At 50.9% G+C, this 20,321-nt stretch carries 17 protein-coding genes; 11 read left to right on the top strand and 6 right to left on the bottom strand.

All coding sequences use genetic code 11. The features are described 5' to 3' along the window. Positions 1-264: 264 nt before the first annotated feature. Genes fruA through fruB form a run of 3 tightly spaced genes read right to left on the bottom strand, consistent with a single transcriptional unit; the run spans position 265 to position 4,041 of the window. The gene (gene fruA / locus KXD89_RS07725; protein WP_000854447.1) at positions 265-1,956 is read right to left on the bottom strand and encodes a PTS fructose transporter subunit IIBC; all 1,692 of its coding nucleotides are present in this window, start codon (positions 1,954-1,956) and stop codon (positions 265-267) included. A 16-nt stretch (positions 1,957-1,972) separates the two neighbouring features. Next, the gene (fruK, locus tag KXD89_RS07720; RefSeq protein ID WP_000091263.1) at positions 1,973-2,911 is read right to left on the bottom strand and encodes a 1-phosphofructokinase; all 939 of its coding nucleotides are present in this window, start codon (positions 2,909-2,911) and stop codon (positions 1,973-1,975) included. Then, the gene (gene fruB / locus KXD89_RS07715) at positions 2,911-4,041 is read right to left on the bottom strand and encodes a fused PTS fructose transporter subunit IIA/HPr protein (RefSeq protein ID WP_000487246.1); all 1,131 of its coding nucleotides are present in this window, start codon (positions 4,039-4,041) and stop codon (positions 2,911-2,913) included. Before fruB ends, fruK begins: the two co-directional genes overlap by 1 nt. Positions 4,042-4,408: 367 nt before the next feature. Between fruB and setB the strand changes: the two genes are divergently transcribed. Continuing rightward, complete coding sequence (setB, locus tag KXD89_RS07710; protein ID WP_000551980.1) at positions 4,409-5,590, top strand: sugar efflux transporter SetB; 1,182 nt, start codon at positions 4,409-4,411, stop codon at positions 5,588-5,590. On the opposite strand, the gene KXD89_RS07705 is transcribed toward setB, so the two are convergent. Then, on the bottom strand, positions 5,587-5,841 hold the full coding sequence (locus KXD89_RS07705; RefSeq protein ID WP_000389030.1) for a YkgJ family cysteine cluster protein: 255 nt from the start codon (positions 5,839-5,841) through the stop codon (positions 5,587-5,589). The two genes, setB and KXD89_RS07705, sit on opposite strands and share 4 nt — an antisense overlap. Before the next feature lie 154 nt (positions 5,842-5,995). On the opposite strand from KXD89_RS07705, the gene yeiP reads away from it, so the two are divergent. From yeiP to yejF, 10 genes are all read left to right on the top strand, one after another. Further along, the gene (gene yeiP, locus KXD89_RS07700) at positions 5,996-6,568 is read left to right on the top strand and encodes an elongation factor P-like protein YeiP (protein ID WP_001136827.1); all 573 of its coding nucleotides are present in this window, start codon (positions 5,996-5,998) and stop codon (positions 6,566-6,568) included. Between the two features lie 222 nt (positions 6,569-6,790). Beyond that, positions 6,791-8,257 (top strand): mannitol dehydrogenase family protein, encoded by a 1,467-nt coding sequence (locus tag KXD89_RS07695; protein WP_001091940.1) that lies wholly within the window; start codon positions 6,791-6,793, stop codon positions 8,255-8,257. A gap of 117 nt (positions 8,258-8,374) precedes the next feature. After that, positions 8,375-9,361, top strand: coding sequence for a zinc-binding GTPase YeiR (gene yeiR, locus KXD89_RS07690; RefSeq protein WP_000198828.1), 987 nt, complete (start codon positions 8,375-8,377; stop codon positions 9,359-9,361). A 38-nt stretch (positions 9,362-9,399) separates the two neighbouring features. After that, positions 9,400-10,113: a Kdo(2)-lipid A phosphotransferase gene (lpxT, locus tag KXD89_RS07685; protein ID WP_000594599.1), complete on the top strand. Its 714-nt coding sequence runs from the start codon at positions 9,400-9,402 to the stop codon at positions 10,111-10,113. A gap of 411 nt (positions 10,114-10,524) precedes the next feature. After that, a complete protein-coding gene (gene mepS, locus KXD89_RS07680; protein ID WP_000241011.1) occupies positions 10,525-11,091 on the top strand; it encodes a bifunctional murein DD-endopeptidase/murein LD-carboxypeptidase in 567 nt (188 codons plus the stop codon). A gap of 180 nt (positions 11,092-11,271) precedes the next feature. After that, positions 11,272-12,828: a cyclic di-GMP phosphodiesterase gene (locus KXD89_RS07675; protein ID WP_000470560.1), complete on the top strand. Its 1,557-nt coding sequence runs from the start codon at positions 11,272-11,274 to the stop codon at positions 12,826-12,828. An 81-nt stretch (positions 12,829-12,909) separates the two neighbouring features. Beyond that, positions 12,910-14,724 (top strand): extracellular solute-binding protein, encoded by a 1,815-nt coding sequence (locus tag KXD89_RS07670; RefSeq protein ID WP_000637046.1) that lies wholly within the window; start codon positions 12,910-12,912, stop codon positions 14,722-14,724. Continuing rightward, entirely contained in the window at positions 14,725-15,819 is a 1,095-nt protein-coding gene (locus tag KXD89_RS07665) for a microcin C ABC transporter permease YejB (protein WP_000501604.1), read from the top strand. Then, entirely contained in the window at positions 15,819-16,844 is a 1,026-nt protein-coding gene (locus KXD89_RS07660) for an ABC transporter permease (RefSeq protein ID WP_000088923.1), read from the top strand. Before KXD89_RS07665 ends, KXD89_RS07660 begins: the two co-directional genes overlap by 1 nt. 1 nt (position 16,845) lies before the next feature. Continuing rightward, positions 16,846-18,435, top strand: coding sequence for a microcin C ABC transporter ATP-binding protein YejF (yejF, locus tag KXD89_RS07655; protein ID WP_000194927.1), 1,590 nt, complete (start codon positions 16,846-16,848; stop codon positions 18,433-18,435). A 3-nt stretch (positions 18,436-18,438) separates the two neighbouring features. On the opposite strand, the gene KXD89_RS07650 is transcribed toward yejF, so the two are convergent. Beyond that, positions 18,439-18,783, bottom strand: a complete 345-nt coding sequence (locus KXD89_RS07650) for a YejG family protein (protein ID WP_000202798.1) — start codon at positions 18,781-18,783, stop codon at positions 18,439-18,441. A gap of 332 nt (positions 18,784-19,115) precedes the next feature. Beyond that, entirely contained in the window at positions 19,116-20,306 is a 1,191-nt protein-coding gene (gene bcr / locus KXD89_RS07645; RefSeq protein ID WP_000213361.1) for a multidrug efflux MFS transporter Bcr, read from the bottom strand. Positions 20,307-20,321: the final 15 nt, after the last annotated feature.

Genomic DNA, 20,321 nt, shown 5'->3' with positions numbered 1-20,321 from the left:
TGAGCAGGCTCACAAAATGCGATTAAATGCCTGAATTACAAAAGCGAGGAATTTGTGACGGGATGCACAGAACAGAACAATAAAAAAGGGCAGAAAATAATCTGCCCTTGAGGAAATAACCTGAGTGTTTGATGAACGTTTGAAGTTTCTACTGAAAGATAAAACCATTTAAATTCATAAAATTACATTCACAAACCGGTCATTCTCTTTGCGCTCATCAAATGTTACAGGACAGGAAATTTCTGCCCTGTAACACACCTTTTATTACGCTGCTTTCGCTACTGCGTCCACTTCCGGACGTTTCAGGAAGGCATAGGCCAAACCCGCCACCAGCGTACCGGCAATAATTGCTACCAGGTAACCCAATACCGGCGTAATAGCGCCAGGGATCAGCAGAACAAACAGACCACCGTGCGGTGCCATCAGTTTCGCACCAATCGCCATTGAGATTGCGCCAGTCAGCGCCCCACCCACGATACAGCACGGCAGCACACGCATCGGATCACGAGCAGCAAACGGAATTGCACCTTCCGAAATGAAGCACAGTCCCAATACCAGAGCGGCTTTGCCACCTTCCTGCTGCGCTTTGTCGAATTTGCGACGCGCCACCATTGTTGCCAGACCCATTGCCAGCGGTGGCACCATACCTGCCGCCATAATCGCCGCCATCGGGCCATAGGTTTGAGTACTCAGCAGACCCACACCGAATGCGTACGCTGCTTTGTTTACCGGACCGCCCATGTCAGTACACATCATGCCACCGAGGATCGCCCCCAGCAGAACCGCATTCGCAGTCCCCATGGTCTGCAGCCAGTGAGTCAGCCCTTCGAGAATGCCAGCAACTGGTTTACCGATCAGGTAGATCATCGCCAGACCGACCACCAGACTGGAAATTAGCGGAATGATCAGGATCGGTTTCAGCGCCTCCATACTCTGTGGCAGTTTCAATTGCGTACTGATTAACTTCGCAATGTAACCAGCCAGGAAGCCCGCAATAATACCACCAATGAAGCCAGAACCGGTGCTGACCGCCAGCATACCGCCAATCAGACCCGGAGTGAGGCCCGGACGATCGGCAATGGAAAAGGCAATATAACCTGCCAGTACCGGCACCATCAGCGCAAAGGCTGAACCACCACCAATCTGCATCAGCGCCGCAGCCAACGTACCCGGCTCTTTAAACGCTTCGATACCAAAAGCAAAAGAAAGCGCGATACACAGACCACCTGCAACGACCATCGGCAGCATGTAAGAAACGCCCGTCAGCAAGTGACGGTATGCGCCTGCACTCTCTTTCTTACTTTCAGTGGTCGCCGTTTGAGCTTTGCCCGCCGGTTCATACGGCGTTGCTTCAGCAACCGCTTTATCCAGTTCCTGCGCGGTTTTCTTCAGCGCCAGACCGGTAGAGGTACGATACATCGGTTTACCAGCAAATTTCGCCAGATCCACTTCGATATCTGCCGCCACAATCACCAGATCCGCTGCTGCGACTTCTTCGGGAGTGATTGCATTACCCGCGCCAACAGAACCACGGGTTTCAACTTTCACCCACCAGCCACGTTTTTTCGCTTCGGTTTCAATGGCTTCAGCCGCCATAAAGGTGTGTGCTACGCCAGTCGGGCAAGCAGTCACCGCAACTACGCGTTTCGGACCGCTGGCGGCAACTGGTGCTGTCGCAGCGACCGGCGCAGTGTAAGGTTTCGCATGGCCTTTGGCTTCACTCAGGAACAGCTCAGGGTGCGCAACTGCCCGGGAAATATCGCCCAGCCAGACATTTTTACCGTTCAGCGCGCTGTCGTTCGGGATGGAATCACCGAGAACAATCGCCATTTCAGCGTCGTTCGGATTGTCGATGATTTCCAGTTTTGCTTTTCGCGCCGCCGCGCCCAGCAGGGTCTTCGCCATATAGGCGCGTGCCTGACCGAGATTAGCGTCAATAATCAGCAGCGTTTTCATTATGCCTCTCCTGCTGTCAGTTAAAAGGTTGTAAGTCGACGCGCGCCATCATTGCGGCCAACTGCGGACGATCGGTAATACCCACATTGCTTTGACTTACCGCCAGGGCTGCAACAGCTGTCGCCAGACGCAGTGTGTGTTCACTGGATTCACGCATCAGCAAGCCATAAATCAGGCCACCAACCATAGAATCCCCTGCGCCAACGGTGCTTACGACATCGACTGACGGTGGTTTGGCGATCCATTCGCCGGAGGCATTAACCCAAAGCGCGCCTTCGGCACCCAGTGAAATAACAACATGCGCGATGCCTTGTTCACGTAGCGCATGTGCAGCTTCAATCACATCTTTCATTTCAGGCAGTTTACGGCCTGCCCAGATTTCCAGCTCGCGGCGGTTAGGTTTCACCAGCCACGGTGCCGCTTTCAAACCTGCTACTAACGCTTCACGGCTACTATCAAAGATAATGCAAGGACACTGACTACGCAGGCGAGTCATCCAGTCGGTGAACGCTTCCGGGCTGACGCCTGACGGTAAGCTTCCGCTGACACAGACCATATCGAACTGACCGAGCCAGCTCAGAGAATCAGTCACAAAGCGTTCCCAGTCGGCGGGGGTGACTTCAAAACCCGAGAAGTTGAAGTCGGTCACTTCGCCGTCTTTTTCCGTCAGCTTAACGTTAATTCGGGTGCGCCCCTGTACAACCTGGAAACGGTTGGCAATGCCCAGCTCGCTGAACAGTTGCTGAAAACCATCCTGATTGTCTTTACCCAGGAAGCCGCCAACGGTGACATCAATTCCCAGGTCTTTTAATACTTTGGCCACGTTGATGCCTTTACCCGCCGCATGCAGACCGGTGGTTTTCACCAGGTTCACTTCGCCGCGTTCAATTTCCGGGCAGAAACCAACAAGGTCATAAGCCGGATTAAGGGTGATAGTAGCAACACGTCTGCTCATTATGCGCCCTCCCCAAGACCAGCAGCGATAGCGTCGCCGATTGCTTTCAGCGCCTGTTCAGCATCTGCACCCTGGGCGGTAAAGCGTAGGCGATGACCTTTCTTAACGCCAAGTGCCACAACTTTCATCAGACTACGTCCGTTTGCCGGTTTGCCGGTACCATCAAGGTTTGTCACGGTAATATCACTGTTAAATTGTTTAATGGTATTGACCAGCATGGTACCTGGACGAGCATGCAGGCCGTGTTCATTGCGCACCACAAACTCCGCGCTTAACACGTCGTCGGTCGGCGCATCATCGCTGGTCAGCAGCGCCAGCAACGTTGCCGCATCCGCTTTCAGCAAGCGGTCAGCTTTATTGTCGAGCAATAAATCAGCGAGACGCTTAAGAACCGCGATGGGCTGATCGTCATTCATCGCCACACTCACCAGCATGGCTGCCGTTTCGCCGTCCACATCAAAAGCATTTGCCGCACGGCTTACCGCAATCGCGCTACGCAGATTGCCTTCGGCGCTATCGCTCAGCCAGATACCCTGTCCGAGATTCAGCGGTTGTTCATTGATGGCTTTGGTGACGAAAGTGGCGTCAACTGCCCCCGCCTCTTTCAGACGCGCAGCGTTCAGCGCCTGAAGAGTCAGCAGATCGCTGGCGACGATATCCAGTGTCAGCATTTCGTTGTCGAGCTTCAGCTGCTCACTCTGCTTTTCGCCCATCAGTAATGCGCGAAGTTCTTCTGCTGTTGTTGCTGACTTCAGTTGTTCAGCAACGGAATCATCGCTCAGTACGTGGGTCAGCTGGCGTAGCAGGCCCAGATGTTCATCCGAGCTGGCAGCAATACCGATTGCCACGTACGCTACCTGACCGTCACCCCAGGTGACGCCTTCCGGGAACTGAAATACCTGAACGCCGGTTTTCAGCACCTGATCGCGGGTGTCGGTAGTGCCGTGTGGAATAGCAATACCATTGCCGAGGAACGTTGAGGTTTGCTGTTCGCGCGCCAGCATGCCATTGACGTAGCCTTCTGCTACATTACCGGCCTGCACCAGCGCCGCAGCGACCTGGCGAATCGCCTCTTCTTTGTCTCCGGCCTTTTCGCCCGGATGGATGTCCTGTACGGATAACTGGAACATAGTTCTCCTCTCTTGCTGAATTGAAACGATTCAGCCTCTATGAGAAAAAAAGCGCCAACCTGGCTTAGGGTTAAAGACAAGATCGCGCTGAAACGTTTCAAGAAAGCATAATACTTCTGTTTCAGCACGCAAGGAAAGCCGTAAAGTTATGAGCAAAAGTTTGATGTGCTGCACAATTTTTTGCCATTTTTCCTAATTGCTGATGGGAAAATCCGTTATCAGCAATTTCATTTCAGCAGCGTCAGCAGCCAATCAGCAACAGTGAAATGGCATTTTGACTATTCGTGGCGCTTTTGATTTCGCTGTCTGTTTATTTTCTGACAAGCAGCGTAAACTCCGCGTCTTCCTCTTCCAGTGATCGACCAGCATGCATAACTCCCCCGCAGTCTCCAGCGCGAAATCGTTTGACCTGACCTCGACGGCGTTTTTAATCGTTGCCTTTCTCACCGGTATTGCGGGCGCTCTGCAAACCCCGACACTCAGTATTTTTCTTACCGATGAAGTACATGCCCGTCCGGCGATGGTGGGATTCTTCTTTACCGGCAGCGCTGTCATTGGGATTCTGGTAAGTCAGTTTCTCGCCGGGCGCTCTGATAAGCGCGGCGATCGCAAATCGCTGATTGTCTTTTGCTGCCTGTTAGGCGTGCTGGCCTGCACCCTTTTTGCCTGGAATCGCAACTACTTTGTTTTGCTATTCGTTGGCGTCTTTCTTAGCAGCTTTGGCTCGACCGCTAACCCGCAAATGTTTGCCCTTGCCCGTGAACATGCCGACAAAACCGGACGTGAGGCGGTGATGTTCAGCTCTTTTTTACGCGCTCAGGTTTCACTGGCATGGGTCATTGGCCCACCGCTGGCTTATGCCTTAGCGATGGGTTTCAGCTTTACGGTAATGTATCTGAGCGCAGCGGTAGCGTTTATTGTTTGCGGTGTGATGGTGTGGCTGTTTTTACCGTCGATGCGAAAAGAGCTTCCGCTGGCGACCGGCACGATCGAAGCGCCGCGCCGTAACCGTCGCGATACGCTGCTGCTGTTTGTCATTTGTACATTGATGTGGGGCTCGAACAGCCTGTACATCATCAACATGCCGCTATTTATTATCAACGAACTGCATCTTCCCGAGAAACTGGCCGGTGTGATGATGGGGACCGCCGCCGGGCTGGAAATCCCGACGATGTTGATTGCCGGATATTTCGCCAAACGTCTGGGTAAGCGTTTCTTAATGCGCGTTGCTGCCGTGGGTGGCGTCTGTTTTTACGCAGGAATGCTGATGGCGCATTCACCTGTCATTCTGTTGGGCTTGCAGCTGCTAAATGCTATTTTTATTGGCATTCTGGGCGGCATCGGGATGCTCTATTTTCAGGATCTGATGCCCGGTCAGGCGGGTTCAGCCACCACGCTCTATACCAACACTTCGCGCGTGGGCTGGATCATCGCAGGATCAGTGGCGGGCATCGTCGCCGAGATCTGGAATTATCACGCTGTGTTCTGGTTTGCGATGGTGATGATTATCGCCACTCTGTTTTGCTTACTGCGGATTAAAGATGTTTAAGGCGCGGTCAGCATTTCCAGATCGATAAGCCAGGTCATGGCCTGCTGACGCGAGTTACCGCACATTTCAGCGCTGGCTTGTAAGCCTGCACAGACTTTCGGTCGCAGTGGCGAGGTGAAAATTTTACAGCGTTGCTGTTCATCAAGCTGAATGCAGGGCGTATTGGCGGGCTTGCCATCTGGCATACCGGGAATAGGGCTGGAAATTGAAGGGGCAGTGCAACACGCCCCGCAACCCGGACGGCATTCCATACGTTGTTCTCTTAAGGTTAACCACCGGATTGATGAGCGCGCACAGTACCACCTTTTTTGCACCAGCAAAAGTGCGAATACCACTTGCCCGAAAGGCCCGTCGCGAGTACTTTGTCGCGATATTTTTGACATTTTCGACTACAGGAATTTTTCGATGCCAAGAGCGAACGAAATTAAAAAAGGTATGGTACTGAATTACAACGGCAAACTGCTGCTGGTTAAGGATATTGATATTCAGTCGCCCACTGCCCGCGGTGCCGCTACGCTGTACAAAATGCGTTTTTCTGATGTCCGTACCGGGCTGAAAGTAGAAGAGCGTTTCAAAGGTGATGATATCGTTGACACCGTGACGCTGACCCGCCGTTACGTTGACTTCTCCTATGTCGATGGCAACGAATATGTCTTTATGGATAAAGAAGACTATACCCCGTATACCTTCACCAAAGATCAGATTGAAGAAGAGTTGCTGTTTATGCCAGAGGGCGGCATGCCGGACATGCAGGTGCTGACCTGGGACGGTCAACTGCTGGCGCTTGAGCTGCCGCAGACCGTTGATCTGGAAATCGTTGAAACCGCACCAGGCATCAAAGGGGCATCTGCCAGCGCCCGTAACAAACCGGCGACATTGAGCACTGGTCTGGTGATTCAGGTACCAGAATACTTAAGCCCGGGCGAAAAAATTCGTATCCATATCGAAGAACGCCGTTATATGGGGCGTGCTGACTAACTTCAGCCGCATGCAGAAAAGGGATAGCTCAGGCTGTCCCTTTTTTAATTTATTATACCAATCTTCTATTTTGCGCTTCCTGAACACCTTACGCCCTCAATTTTCACTCGTTGATTGATCGCCCTCACACTTCATCGCATTAACAATCCAGACCAATTTCAATTGCTGTCATATAACTTTACACTGTCGTTGTTAATTAATCGTTACTAAGACGTGACTCCTATGAATACAATCGCCTCCGTTACGCTCCCGCATCATGTACACGCTCCACGCTATGATCGCCAGCAGTTGCAATCACGTATCGTTCATTTTGGCTTTGGAGCCTTTCACCGCGCTCATCAGGCGTTACTGACCGATCGTGTGCTGAATGCCCAGGGCGGCGACTGGGGGATCTGTGAAATCAGCTTGTTCAGCGGTGATCAACTGATGAGCCAGCTCCGCGCACAGAACCATTTATATACCGTGCTGGAGAAAGGTGCGGACGGCAATCAGGTGATAATTGTCGGTGCCGTTCACGAATGCCTTAATGCAAAACTGGATTCCTTAGCGGCAATTATTGAGAAATTTTGCGAGCCACAGGTGGCAATTGTTTCCCTGACGATTACCGAAAAAGGCTATTGTATTGACCCGGCCACCGGTGCACTCGACACCAGTAATCCGCGGATTATTCACGATCTACAAACCCCTGAAGAACCTCACTCCGCACCGGGTATTCTCGTCGAAGCACTGAAACGCCGCCGTGAGCGCGGCCTTACACCGTTTACCGTGCTCTCCTGCGACAATATTCCCGACAATGGTCATGTGGTGAAAAACGCGGTGCTGGGAATGGCAGAAAAACGTTCGCCAGAACTCGCCGGGTGGATAAAAGAGCACGTCAGTTTTCCGGGAACCATGGTCGACCGCATTGTTCCGGCTGCAACCGACGAATCACTGGTGGAAATCAGCCAGCATCTGGGGGTGAATGATCCCTGCGCGATTAGCTGCGAACCGTTTATCCAGTGGGTGGTGGAAGATAACTTCGTCGCTGGGCGTCCTGCCTGGGAAGTCGCAGGTGTACAAATGGTGAATGATGTCCTGCCATGGGAAGAGATGAAACTGCGGATGCTTAATGGCAGCCACTCTTTTCTCGCTTATCTGGGTTACCTCTCAGGATTCGCCCATATCAGTGATTGCATGCAGGATCGCGCATTTCGCCATGCCGCCAGAACATTAATGCTGGATGAGCAAGCGCCGACACTGCAAATTAAAGATGTCGATTTAACACAATATGCGGATAAGTTAATTGCACGTTTTGCTAATCCGGCGCTGAAACATAAGACCTGGCAAATCGCGATGGATGGCAGCCAGAAATTACCGCAACGCATGCTGGCAGGTATTCGCATACATCAGGGGCGCGAAACGGACTGGTCGTTGCTGGCATTAGGCGTTGCAGGCTGGATGCGTTACGTCAGCGGCGTTGATGATGCCGGAAATGCCATTGATGTTCGCGATCCGCTTAGCGATAAAATTCGCGAACTTGTTGCGGGCAGCAGCAGTGAACAACGCGTAACCGCCCTGCTTTCCCTGCGTGAAGTTTTCGGTGATGATCTGCCAGATAACCCGCATTTTGTGCAGGCCATCGAACAAGCCTGGCAACAAATCGTACAATTCGGCGCACATCAGGCGCTATTAAACACCCTCAAAATTTAACGATTTCTGCGGTTAAAGCGGATGAAGCTCACCTTCGTCCGCTCTCCCCTTCTCTTTTCTGCCTTTTTTAGCCAGGATTAACGCTCAGTTAACTTACCAGAGTATTGCGGAGCCGTTGTGACCAGGACCAACCTCATCACCGGTTTTCTCGGCAGCGGGAAAACCACGTCGATTCTTCATCTGTTAGCCCATAAAGATCCCAACGAAAAATGGGCGGTACTGGTTAATGAATTTGGGGAAGTCGGAATTGATGGTGCTTTGCTCGCCGATAGCGGCGCATTGCTGAAAGAGATCCCCGGCGGCTGCATGTGCTGCGTTAATGGTTTACCCATGCAGGTAGGGTTGAATACCTTACTGCGTCAGGGAAAACCAGACCGCTTGTTGATAGAGCCGACCGGGCTGGGCCATCCGAAACAGATCCTCGATCTGTTAACCGCACCAGTCTATGAACCGTGGATAGATCTGCGCGCCACCTTGTGCATTCTCGATCCGCGCTTGCTGCTGGACGAAAAAAGCGCCAGCAATGAAAACTTCCGTGACCAGCTGGCTGCCGCAGACATCATTGTCGCCAATAAATCCGACCGTACGACGCCCGAAAGTGAGCAAGCGCTACAGCGTTGGTGGCAGCAAAATGGTGGCGATCGACAATTAATTCACAGTGAGCATGGGAAAGTTGACGGTCATCTTCTGGATTTGCCGCGTCGCAATTTAGCCGAGTTGCCCGCCAGCGCCGCGCATTCTCATCAGCATGTCGTGAAAAAAGGGTTAGCAGCGTTAAGCCTGCCAGAGCATCAACGCTGGCGTCGCAGTCTGAACAGCGGGCAAGGATATCAGGCCTGCGGCTGGATATTCGACGCTGATACGGTATTCGACACCATTGGCATTCTGGAATGGGCGCGACTTGCACCGGTGGAACGCGTCAAAGGCGTGCTGCGTATTCCCGAAGGGCTGGTGCGAATCAACCGTCAGGGCGATGACCTGCACATTGAAACGCAAAACGTTGCGCCACCGGACAGCCGTATTGAGCTGATTTCCAGCAGCGAAGCTGACTGGAATGCCTTGCAGAGCGCGCTGTTGAAGCTTCGTTTAGCGACTACCGCGTAAGGTTGCCTGCGTTTTTCAGTAAGATAATTAGAGAAAATATGATTAAAAATTTGCCGCAAATAGTGTTGTTGAATATTGTCGGCCTCGCGCTGTTTCTTTCCTGGTATATCCCCGTTAATCATGGATTCTGGTTGCCGATTGATGCGGATATTTTTTATTTCTTTAATCAGAAACTGGTCGAAAGTAAGGCCTTTTTGTGGCTGGTTGCATTGACCAACAATCGCGCCTTCGACGGTTGTTCACTGCTGGCGATGGGTATGTTGATGCTGAGTTTCTGGCTGAAAGAAAACGCCCCTGGCAGACGACGTATCGTGATTATTGGTCTGGTCATGCTATTAACTGCAGTGGTATTAAACCAGCTGGGTCAGGCATTAATTCCTGTAAAACGGGCCAGCCCAACATTGACTTTTACCGATATTAACCGCGTCAGCGAACTGCTCTCTGTTCCCACGAAAGATGCCTCACGAGATAGCTTTCCCGGCGATCACGGCATGATGCTGCTTATTTTTTCGGCATTCATGTGGCGTTATTTCGGCAAAGTTGCAGGCCTTATCGCCCTTATTATTTTTGTGGTTTTTGCATTTCCCAGAGTAATGATTGGCGCACACTGGTTTACTGACATCATTGTCGGTTCGATGACCGTGATATTGATCGGTTTGCCCTGGGTGTTGCTGACGCCATTAAGTGATCGATTAATCACCTTTTTTGACAAATCACTACCAGGAAAAAACAAACATTTCCAAAACAAATAACTCACAGTAATTAACATCATCAGGGTTATTTTTATAGTGAGGATAATCCTGATGATGCGCACCGTGCTTTCATCTATCGAACGCAAAAATCATTCTCTAAGTAAATGAATGGATTGCATGCGTTTCACTCAATTGTACTTTAATTGACCAACCCCGCTTATTAACTTTCTGTATCACTTTTTCTTATAAAAAATCATGTAAAACCGCTCGCCAAGACCGCACCAATCGGGTAATCTCGAACTCGTTTTGCCTCGGCGGTAGATTATCCTCACAGCATATAATTTTGTGCGTTAGTCCACAGATTTGGCCTTAAGGAATTGTTTCAACATGCCCAGGTAATTAGTCTCGTGTCGCTTGGCATTTTTTTATAACGATATTTGTCGTTAAGGACTTCAAGGGAAAACAAACAACATGGTCAAATCTCAACCGATTTTGAGATATATCTTGCGCGGGATTCCCGCGATTGCAGTAGCGGTTCTGCTTTCTGCATGTAGTGCAAATAACACCGCAAAGAATATGCATCCTGAGACACGTGCAGTGGGTAGTGAAACATCATCACTGCAAGCTTCTCAGGATGAATTTGAAAACCTGGTTCGTAATGTCGACGTAAAATCGCGAATTATGGATCAGTATGCTGACTGGAAAGGCGTACGTTATCGTCTGGGCGGCAGCACTAAAAAAGGTATCGATTGTTCTGGTTTCGTACAGCGTACATTCCGTGAGCAATTTGGCTTAGAACTTCCGCGTTCGACTTACGAACAGCAGGAAATGGGTAAATCTGTTTCCCGCAGTAATTTGCGTACGGGTGATTTAGTTCTGTTCCGTGCCGGTTCAACGGGACGCCATGTCGGTATTTATATCGGCAACAATCAGTTTGTCCATGCTTCCACCAGCAGTGGTGTTATTATTTCCAGCATGAATGAACCGTACTGGAAGAAGCGTTACAACGAAGCACGCCGGGTTCTCAGCCGCAGCTAATAAACCGTTTGGATGCAATCCCTTGGCTATCCTGACGAGTTAACTGAAAGCACTGCTTAGGCAGTGCTTTTTTGTTTTCATTCATCAGAGAAAATGATGTTTCCGCGTCTTGATCCAGGCTATAGTCCGGTCATTGTTATCTTTTAAATGTTGTCGTAATTTCAGGAAATTAACGGAATCATGTTCATACGCGCTCCCAATTTTGGACGTAAGCTCCTGCTTACCTGCATTGTTGCAGGCGTAATGATTGCGATACTGGTGAGTTGCCTTCAGTTTTTAGTGGCCTGGCATAAGCACGAAGTCAAATACGACACACTGATTACCGACGTACAAAAGTATCTCGATACCTATTTTGCCGACCTGAAATCCACTACTGACCGGCTCCAGCCGCTGACCTTAGATACCTGCCAGCAAGCTAACCCCGAACTGACCGCCCGCGCAGCGTTTAGCATGAATGTCCGAACGTTTGTGCTGGTGAAAGATAAAAAAACATTCTGTTCATCTGCGACCGGTGAGATGGACATTCCACTCAATGAATTGATTCCGGCGCTCGACATTAATAAAAACGTCGATATGGCGATCTTACCCGGCACGCCGATGGTGCCGAACAAACCCGCAATCGTCATCTGGTATCGCAACCCTTTGCTGAAAAATAGCGGCGTCTTTGCCGCTCTGAATCTCAACCTGACGCCTTCACTCTTTTATAGTTCACGGCAGGAAGATTACGATGGCGTCGCCCTCATTATTGGCAATACTGCGCTATCTACCTTTTCTTCACGTTTGATGAACGTTAACGAATTAACCGACATGCCAGTCCGTGAAACTAAAATTGCGGGCATTCCTCTGACCGTTCGGCTTTATGCAGATGACTGGACATGGAACGATGTGTGGTACGCATTTTTACTGGGCGGCATGAGTGGAACTGTCGTTGGCCTGCTCTGCTATTACCTGATGAGCGTACGTATGCGCCCCGGCAGAGAAATCATGACCGCCATCAAGCGCGAACAATTTTACGTGGCGTATCAACCGGTGGTGGATACACAAGCTTTGCGAGTAACGGGCCTGGAAGTACTGCTACGCTGGCGGCATCCTGTCGCGGGAGAAATTCCCCCGGATGCCTTCATTAACTTTGCCGAATCGCAAAAGATGATTGTGCCGCTGACTCAGCACCTGTTTGAGTTAATTGCCCGCGATGCCGCAGAATTAGAAAAAGTGCTGCCGGTAGGCGTCAAATTTGGTATTAACATTGCGCCGGACCATCTGCACAGCGAAAGCTTTAAAGCAGATATCCAGAAACTGCTCACTTCCCTGCCCGCACACCATTTCCAGATTGTGCTGGAAATTACCGAGCGCGATATGTTGAAAGAGCAAGAAGCCACACAACTCTTCGCCTGGCTGCACTCGGTCGGCGTAGAAATTGCTATTGATGACTTCGGCACCGGGCACAGCGCGCTTATCTATCTTGAGCGTTTTACGCTCGATTATCTGAAAATTGACCGTGGATTTATCAACGCCATCGGTACGGAAACGATCACTTCCCCCGTACTTGACGCGGTGCTGACGCTGGCGAAACGCCTCAATATGCTGACGGTTGCTGAAGGGGTCGAAACGCCGGAACAGGCGCGATGGCTAAGCGAACGCGGCGTTAATTTCATGCAAGGCTACTGGATTAGCCGCCCGTTACCGCTGGACGATTTTGTTCGCTGGCTAAAGAAACCGTATACGCCGCAGTGGTAAGGTGTGCTTACGTCCCTTATTATTCATAGTGAAAGCATGCCGGATTGCGGCTAATGATGAGTAAAAGGAAATCCGTTGCAGATGATTGTGCGCATACTGCTGCTGTTTATCGCTCTGTTCACCTTTGGTGTGCAGGCGCAGGCTATCAAGGAAAGCTATGCCTTTGCCGTGCTGGGCGAACCCCGGTACGCGTTTAATTTCAACCATTTTGATTATGTGAACCCCGCCGCGCCAAAAGGTGGGCAGATAACGTTGTCAGCCCTCGGCACCTTCGATAATTTCAACCGCTATGCACTGCGCGGCAACCCGGGCGCACGCACCGAGCAGCTGTACGACACGCTATTTACGACTTCCGATGACGAACCAGGCAGTTATTACCCGCTGATTGCTGAAAGCGCACGCTATGCTGACGATTATTCCTGGGTGGAGGTCGCTATTAATCCGCGCGCCCGTTTTCATGATGGTTCGCCCATTACTGCCCGCGATGTAGAGTTTACTTTTCAAAAATTTATGACCGAAGGCGTGCCGCAATTTCGTCTGGTCTACAAAGGCACCACCGTCAAAGCCATTGCACCGTTAACCGTGCGCATTGAGTTAGCTAAACCCGGCAAAGAAGATATGCTGAGTCTGTTTTCGCTGCCGGTATTTCCAGAAAAGTACTGGAAGGATCACAAACTTAGCGACCCGCTCGCCACGCCTCCGCTTGCCAGTGGTCCGTACCGCGTTACGTCCTGGAAAATGGGGCAAAATATTGTCTATTCCCGTGTGAAAGATTACTGGGCAGCAAACTTACCGGTAAACCGTGGACGCTGGAATTTCGACACCATTCGCTACGATTATTACCTCGATGATAATGTCGCCTTTGAAGCGTTTAAAGCAGGTGCCTTTGATTTGCGTATGGAAAACGACGCCAAAAACTGGGCCACGCGTTATACCGGTAAAAATTTCGATAAAAAATACATCATCAAAGATGAGCAAAAGAACGAATCAGCCCAGGATACGCGTTGGCTGGCGTTTAATATCCAACGTCCGGTATTCAGCGATCGCCGGGTCCGGGAAGCTATCACTCTCGCCTTTGACTTTGAATGGATGAACAAGGCGTTGTTTTACAATGCCTGGAGTCGCACGAACAGTTATTTTCAGAATACCGAATACGCGGCCAGAAATTACCCCGACGCCGCGGAGCTGGTGCTTCTGGCACCAATGAAAAAAGATCTACCGTCAGAAGTCTTCACACAAATCTACCAGCCGCCGGTATCCAAAGGCGATGGCTACGATCGTGACAACCTGTTAAAAGCCGACAAACTTCTCAACGAAGCGGGCTGGGTGCTGAAGGGTCAGCAACGCGTTAATGCCACAACGGGTCAGCCACTCAGCTTTGAATTATTGCTTCCCGCAAGCAGCAATAGTCAGTGGGTATTGCCGTTCCAGCACAGCCTGCAACGGCTGGGTATCAACATGGACATTCGCAAGGTGGATAACTCGCAAATCACTAACCGCATGCGCAGTCGCGACTATGACATGATGCCGCGCGTATGGCGGGCGATGCCGTGGCCCAGTTCCGATTTACAGATTTCCTGGTCATCGGAATATATCAATTCCACTTATAATGCCCCCGGCGTGCAAAGCCCGGTTATCGACTCGCTGATCAACCAAATTATTGCCGCGCAGGGAAATAAAGAAAAATTACTGCCGTTGGGGCGAGCACTGGATCGCGTATTAACGTGGAATTATTACATGCTGCCAATGTGGTACATGGCGGAAGACCGTCTCGCCTGGTGGGATAAATTCTCCCAGCCGGCCGTGCGCCCCATCTATAGCCTCGGTATCGATACCTGGTGGTATGACGTCAATAAAGCGGCCAAACTGCCGTCCGCCAGCAAACAGGGAGAGTAGATGGGCGCTTACCTGATTCGCCGTCTGTTGCTGGTGATCCCAACATTATGGGCGATTATCACCATCAACTTTTTCATCGTGCAAATTGCGCCTGGCGGTCCGGTCGACCAGGCCATCGCCGCCATTGAGTTTGGTAATGCCGGAGTATTACCCGGCGCAGGCGGTGAAGGTGTTCGTGCCAGCCATGCGCAAACGGGTGTCGGCAATATCAGCGACAGTAATTACCGTGGCGGACGCGGATTAGATCCAGAAGTGATCGCTGAGATCACTCATCGCTACGGTTTTGATAAGCCGATCCACGAACGTTACTTCAAAATGCTCTGGGACTACATCCGCTTTGATTTTGGCGATAGCCTGTTTCGCAGCGCCTCGGTGCTGACGCTGATTAAAGACAGTCTGCCGGTTTCCATCACCCTCGGATTGTGGAGCACGCTGATTATCTATCTGGTGTCGATTCCGTTAGGCATTCGCAAAGCTGTTTATAATGGGAGCCGCTTTGACGTCTGGAGTAGCGCATTTATCATCATCGGCTACGCCATTCCGGCCTTTTTGTTTGCCATCCTGCTGATTGTCTTCTTCGCGGGCGGCAGCTATTTCGACCTGTTCCCTCTACGCGGCCTGGTTTCCGCTAACTTTGATTCGCTGCCGTGGTATCAGAAAATCACCGATTATCTGTGGCATATCACGCTGCCGGTGCTGGCGACAGTGATTGGTGGCTTTGCGGCGCTGACCATGCTGACAAAAAACTCATTCCTTGATGAAGTGCGCAAGCAATACGTGGTGACCGCGCGTGCGAAAGGGGTAAGTGAAAAAAATATTCTCTGGAAACATGTGTTCCGCAACGCCATGCTGCTGGTGATTGCCGGTTTTCCGGCGACGTTTATCAGCATGTTTTTTACCGGCTCGCTGCTGATTGAGGTGATGTTTTCACTCAATGGTCTGGGCTTACTGGGCTACGAAGCGACCGTCTCGCGCGATTATCCTGTAATGTTTGGTACCTTGTATATTTTCACCCTGATTGGCCTGCTGCTGAATATTGTCAGTGATATCAGCTATACGCTGGTTGATCCGCGTATTGATTTTGAGGGACGTTAATGTCGCGACTCAGCCCCGTCAATCAGGCCCGTTGGGCGCGTTTTCGTCATAACCGTCGCGGCTACTGGTCGTTATGGATTTTCCTCGTCTTGTTTGGTTTGAGTTTGTGTTCTGAACTTATCGCCAACGATAAACCGTTGCTGGTGCGTTATGACGGCAGTTGGTATTTCCCGTTATTGAAAAACTACAGCGAAAGCGATTTTGGCGGCCCGCTGGCAAGTCAGGCTGATTATCAGGACCCGTGGCTGAAACAACGGCTGGAAAATAACGGCTGGGTACTGTGGGCACCGATTCGCTTTGGTGCTACCAGTATCAACTTTGCTACCAATAAGCCCTTCCCTTCTCCACCCTCCCGGCAAAACTGGCTGGGAACGGATGCCAACGGCGGCGATGTGCTGGCACGCATTCTCTATGGCACGCGGATCTCGGTTCTGTTTGGCCTGATGCTGACTCTCTGTTCCAGCGTGATGGGCGTGCTGGCGGGGGCGCTACAAGGCTATTACGGCGGTAAAGTCGATCTCTGGGGACAACGCTTTATTGAAGTATGGTCGGGGATGCCGACGCTGTTTTTGATTATTTTACTTTCCAGCGTCGTACAGCCTAACTTCTGGTGGCTGCTGGCAATTACTGTCTTGTTTGGCTGGATGAGTCTGGTCGGCGTGGTGCGGGCGGAGTTTTTACGTACTCGTAATTTCGACTACATTCGTGCGGCACAGGCGCTTGGCGTCAGCGATCGCAGTATCATCCTGCGTCATATGTTGCCTAATGCCATGGTCGCGACCCTCACCTTTTTACCGTTTATTTTATGTAGTTCGATAACCACCCTGACCTCGCTCGATTTCCTCGGCTTCGGTCTACCGCTCGGTTCACCGTCACTCGGTGAACTGCTGTTACAAGGGAAAAATAACCTTCAGGCCCCGTGGCTTGGGATCACCGCCTTCTTGTCGGTGGCGATATTATTGTCTTTGCTGATCTTTATTGGTGAAGCCGTCCGCGACGCATTTGATCCTAATAAGGCGGTGTAGCATGACGCAAACTCTGTTAGCGATTGAAAATTTGTCGGTGGGTTTTCGCCATCAGCAAACCGTACGTACAGTAGTCAATGATGTTTCACTACAGATTGAGGCTGGCGAAACGCTGGCGCTGGTGGGTGAGTCAGGTTCAGGCAAAAGCGTTACCGCGCTGTCAATTTTACGCCTGCTCCCTTCCCCGCCGGTTGAATATCTCTCCGGCGATATTCGTTTTCATGGCGAATCGCTGCTTCACGCCAGCGATCAAACGTTGCGCGGTGTACGCGGTAATAAGATCGCCATGATTTTTCAGGAACCGATGGTGTCGTTAAATCCATTGCATACCCTGGAAAAACAGCTTTATGAAGTGCTTTCACTCCACCGCGGGATGCGTCGGGAAGCGGCTCGTGGCGAAATTCTTAACTGCCTTGATCGCGTTGGTATCCGCCAGGCGGCAAAACGGCTGACAGATTATCCGCATCAGCTCTCCGGCGGCGAACGGCAGCGGGTGATGATTGCGATGGCGCTGTTAACGCGACCGGAATTATTAATTGCCGATGAACCGACCACCGCACTGGACGTCTCTGTCCAGGCGCAGATTTTACAGCTGTTGCGCGAACTGCAAGGCGAGCTGAATATGGGCATGCTGTTTATTACTCATAACCTCAGCATTGTCAGAAAACTGGCCCACCGCGTGGCGGTAATGCAAAACGGTCGCTGTGTCGAGCAAAATTACGCCGCTACGCTATTTGCATCACCCACTCATCCTTACACACAAAAGCTACTCAACAGTGAACCGTCAGGCGATCCAGTGCCGTTGCCAGAACCTGCCTCAACGTTGCTGGATGTTGAACAGCTTCAGGTTGCCTTCCCCATTCGCAAAGGGATTTTGAAGCGCATTGTGGATCATAATGTGGTGGTGAAAAACATCAGTTTTACGCTACGAGCGGGTGAAACACTGGGTTTAGTGGGCGAGTCCGGTTCCGGGAAAAGTACGACGGGACTGGCGCTGCTGCGACTGATTAATTCTCAGGGCAGCATCATCTTTGACGGTCAGCCACTGCAAAATTTAAATCGCCGCCAGCTGTTACCTATTCGTCATCGCATTCAGGTGGTATTTCAGGATCCAAACTCCTCGCTCAACCCACGACTCAACGTTTTGCAGATTATTGAGGAAGGCTTACGGGTTCACCAGCCGACGCTTTCTGCCGCACAACGCGAACAACAAGTGATAGCCGTGATGCATGAAGTGGGATTAGATCCTGAAACACGCCACCGTTATCCGGCGGAGTTCTCTGGTGGTCAGCGACAACGTATTGCGATTGCCAGGGCATTAATTCTTAAGCCCTCGCTGATCATACTTGATGAACCGACATCATCACTCGACAAAACGGTACAGGCGCAAATATTGACGCTATTGAAATCATTGCAACAAAAGCATCAACTGGCCTATTTGTTTATCAGCCACGATTTGCACGTTGTCCGCGCGTTATGTCATCAGGTTATCATACTGCGACAAGGGGAAGTAGTGGAACAAGGACCGTGCGCGCGCGTGTTTGCCACACCGCAGCAGGAGTATACGCGTCAGCTACTGGCGTTGAGCTGACGCTTAAAAAGGATTGTAGTTTGAAAAGGGTTCGGCAATTGCCACACCAAAATTTTTCAATCGGCATGTTGCAGCAAACTCGTCCTGGCGATTTACAAACAGGCACGGCTCACCTTCACACTCCAGCACCGAACATGGAACTTCGATGTCGCTTAACGCCTGGCTTAGTTTATACATCACCGACCATGCATTATCACCATCCGGGCTAAGCAATTTAAGCGCCACCAGGCTGTTGTCACCGCACGGTCCATTTTGCGGAATCGGTTCAACCTTCGAACCTGCGAAACCAGCAGACCAGCGATAGTTCTGCGGCAGTCGATGGACGATTGAGAGTTGTAATGAAGTCACTTATTTTCCCCGGAAGCACATTCACTTCACAATTTGTTTACATCAATTTTAACACATCATCAACAATCCGTCTTTATACAGATCGTAAAGATTGATGCCTCGCCTGCGTGGCCTCTATGGCTCTGATTTAAGTAATATCTGCGGGCGTGGTCACGTTTGCGGGGCTATATGTACCCGTTTCTGCGATCTAACTCAACCTTTTTAACTACAATGATGTGACTTTTTACATAAATTGATTTTACATAAAATAAACATATATCGGGGGAATGATAGATTTGTGGTTGACATGCATCAACAAAGGAAGCCTTTTAGCTTCCTCGTTGTGCAATAGATCACCGTTTTTTCGGCCGACTGGCGTACAGACAGAAGAGAATGGAGCTGGTTGCGCAGAATGCAATTGACCAAATCATCGGCCATGCAGAGTTAAAGGTCGCAAGAGAAAGCAATGCGCCAACAATTGCCCCTATGCCAAAACGGAAGGTTCCTGCCAGCGAAGATGCCGTTCCCGCCATATGGGGAAACTCATCAAGAATGACCGCCATCGCATTGGATGACACCATCGACACGCAGCCCACAAACGCCGCAACGCCAACCACCAGCGACCAAAATCCCAGCCCCAGCAGCGCACTGATGACCATCCACGCTGCCATAATAAATTGTATCCACAACCCCGAGCGGAACATATTTAACGCGCCAATGCGGCGGACGAAGCGGCTGTTAAAGATGGTCATCACGAACAGAAAAACAATGTTTAGCGCAAAGTAATAACCAAAGTTTTCCGGCGCGACGTGGTTAATTTCAATATAAACAAACGGTCCGGCGCTTAAGAATGAGAACATCCCGGCAAAGCTGAAACCACTGGCAAGCATGTAGCTCAGGACACGTTTATGGCGGAACAGCGCCGCAAAGTTACCAATAGTGGTACGAATGTGAAATGGCTGACGACGCTCCGGTGGTAAGGTTTCTTTAATCAGGAAGAAAATCATTGCCGAAGCCAGAATCGCCGCTAATGCCAGGATCCAGAAGATGTAATGCCAGCTCAGCCACACCAGCACCCAGCCGCCAACTATCGGTGCCATCAGCGGTGCAATGGTTGTCACCAGCATGACAAACGACATCATCCGCGAGAACTCTTCTTTCGGGTAAATATCGCGCATCAGGGCGTTAATGACCACGCTGGCCGCAGCCGCAGCCAGCCCGTGGAAGAAACGCATCACAATCAGCTGATCGATGGTGTTTGCCAACGCACACGCCACCGCGGCGGCGGCAAACACCAGCGTACCGCCGAGCACCACCGGCTTACGCCCGAAGCTGTCTGCCATCGGCCCGTAGATTAACTGCCCCAACGCAAAGCCCAGAATATAAGTACTGAGGGTCATCTGCGTACTGCCCGCCGGTACGCCAAACTGCGCTGAAATTACCGGTAGCGCGGGCAGATACATATCAATCGACAGCGGCATCAACATGGCCAGCAGGCCAAGGATAAAAACAATAGCAAACGACGAATGCTGTCGGGTGGTCACAACGGGCTCCTGAAA

The organism is Escherichia sp. TC-EC600-tetX4, assembly GCF_019356055.1.
Lineage (GTDB): Bacteria > Pseudomonadota > Gammaproteobacteria > Enterobacterales > Enterobacteriaceae.
This window is presented reverse-complemented; position numbering and strand designations above follow the sequence as displayed.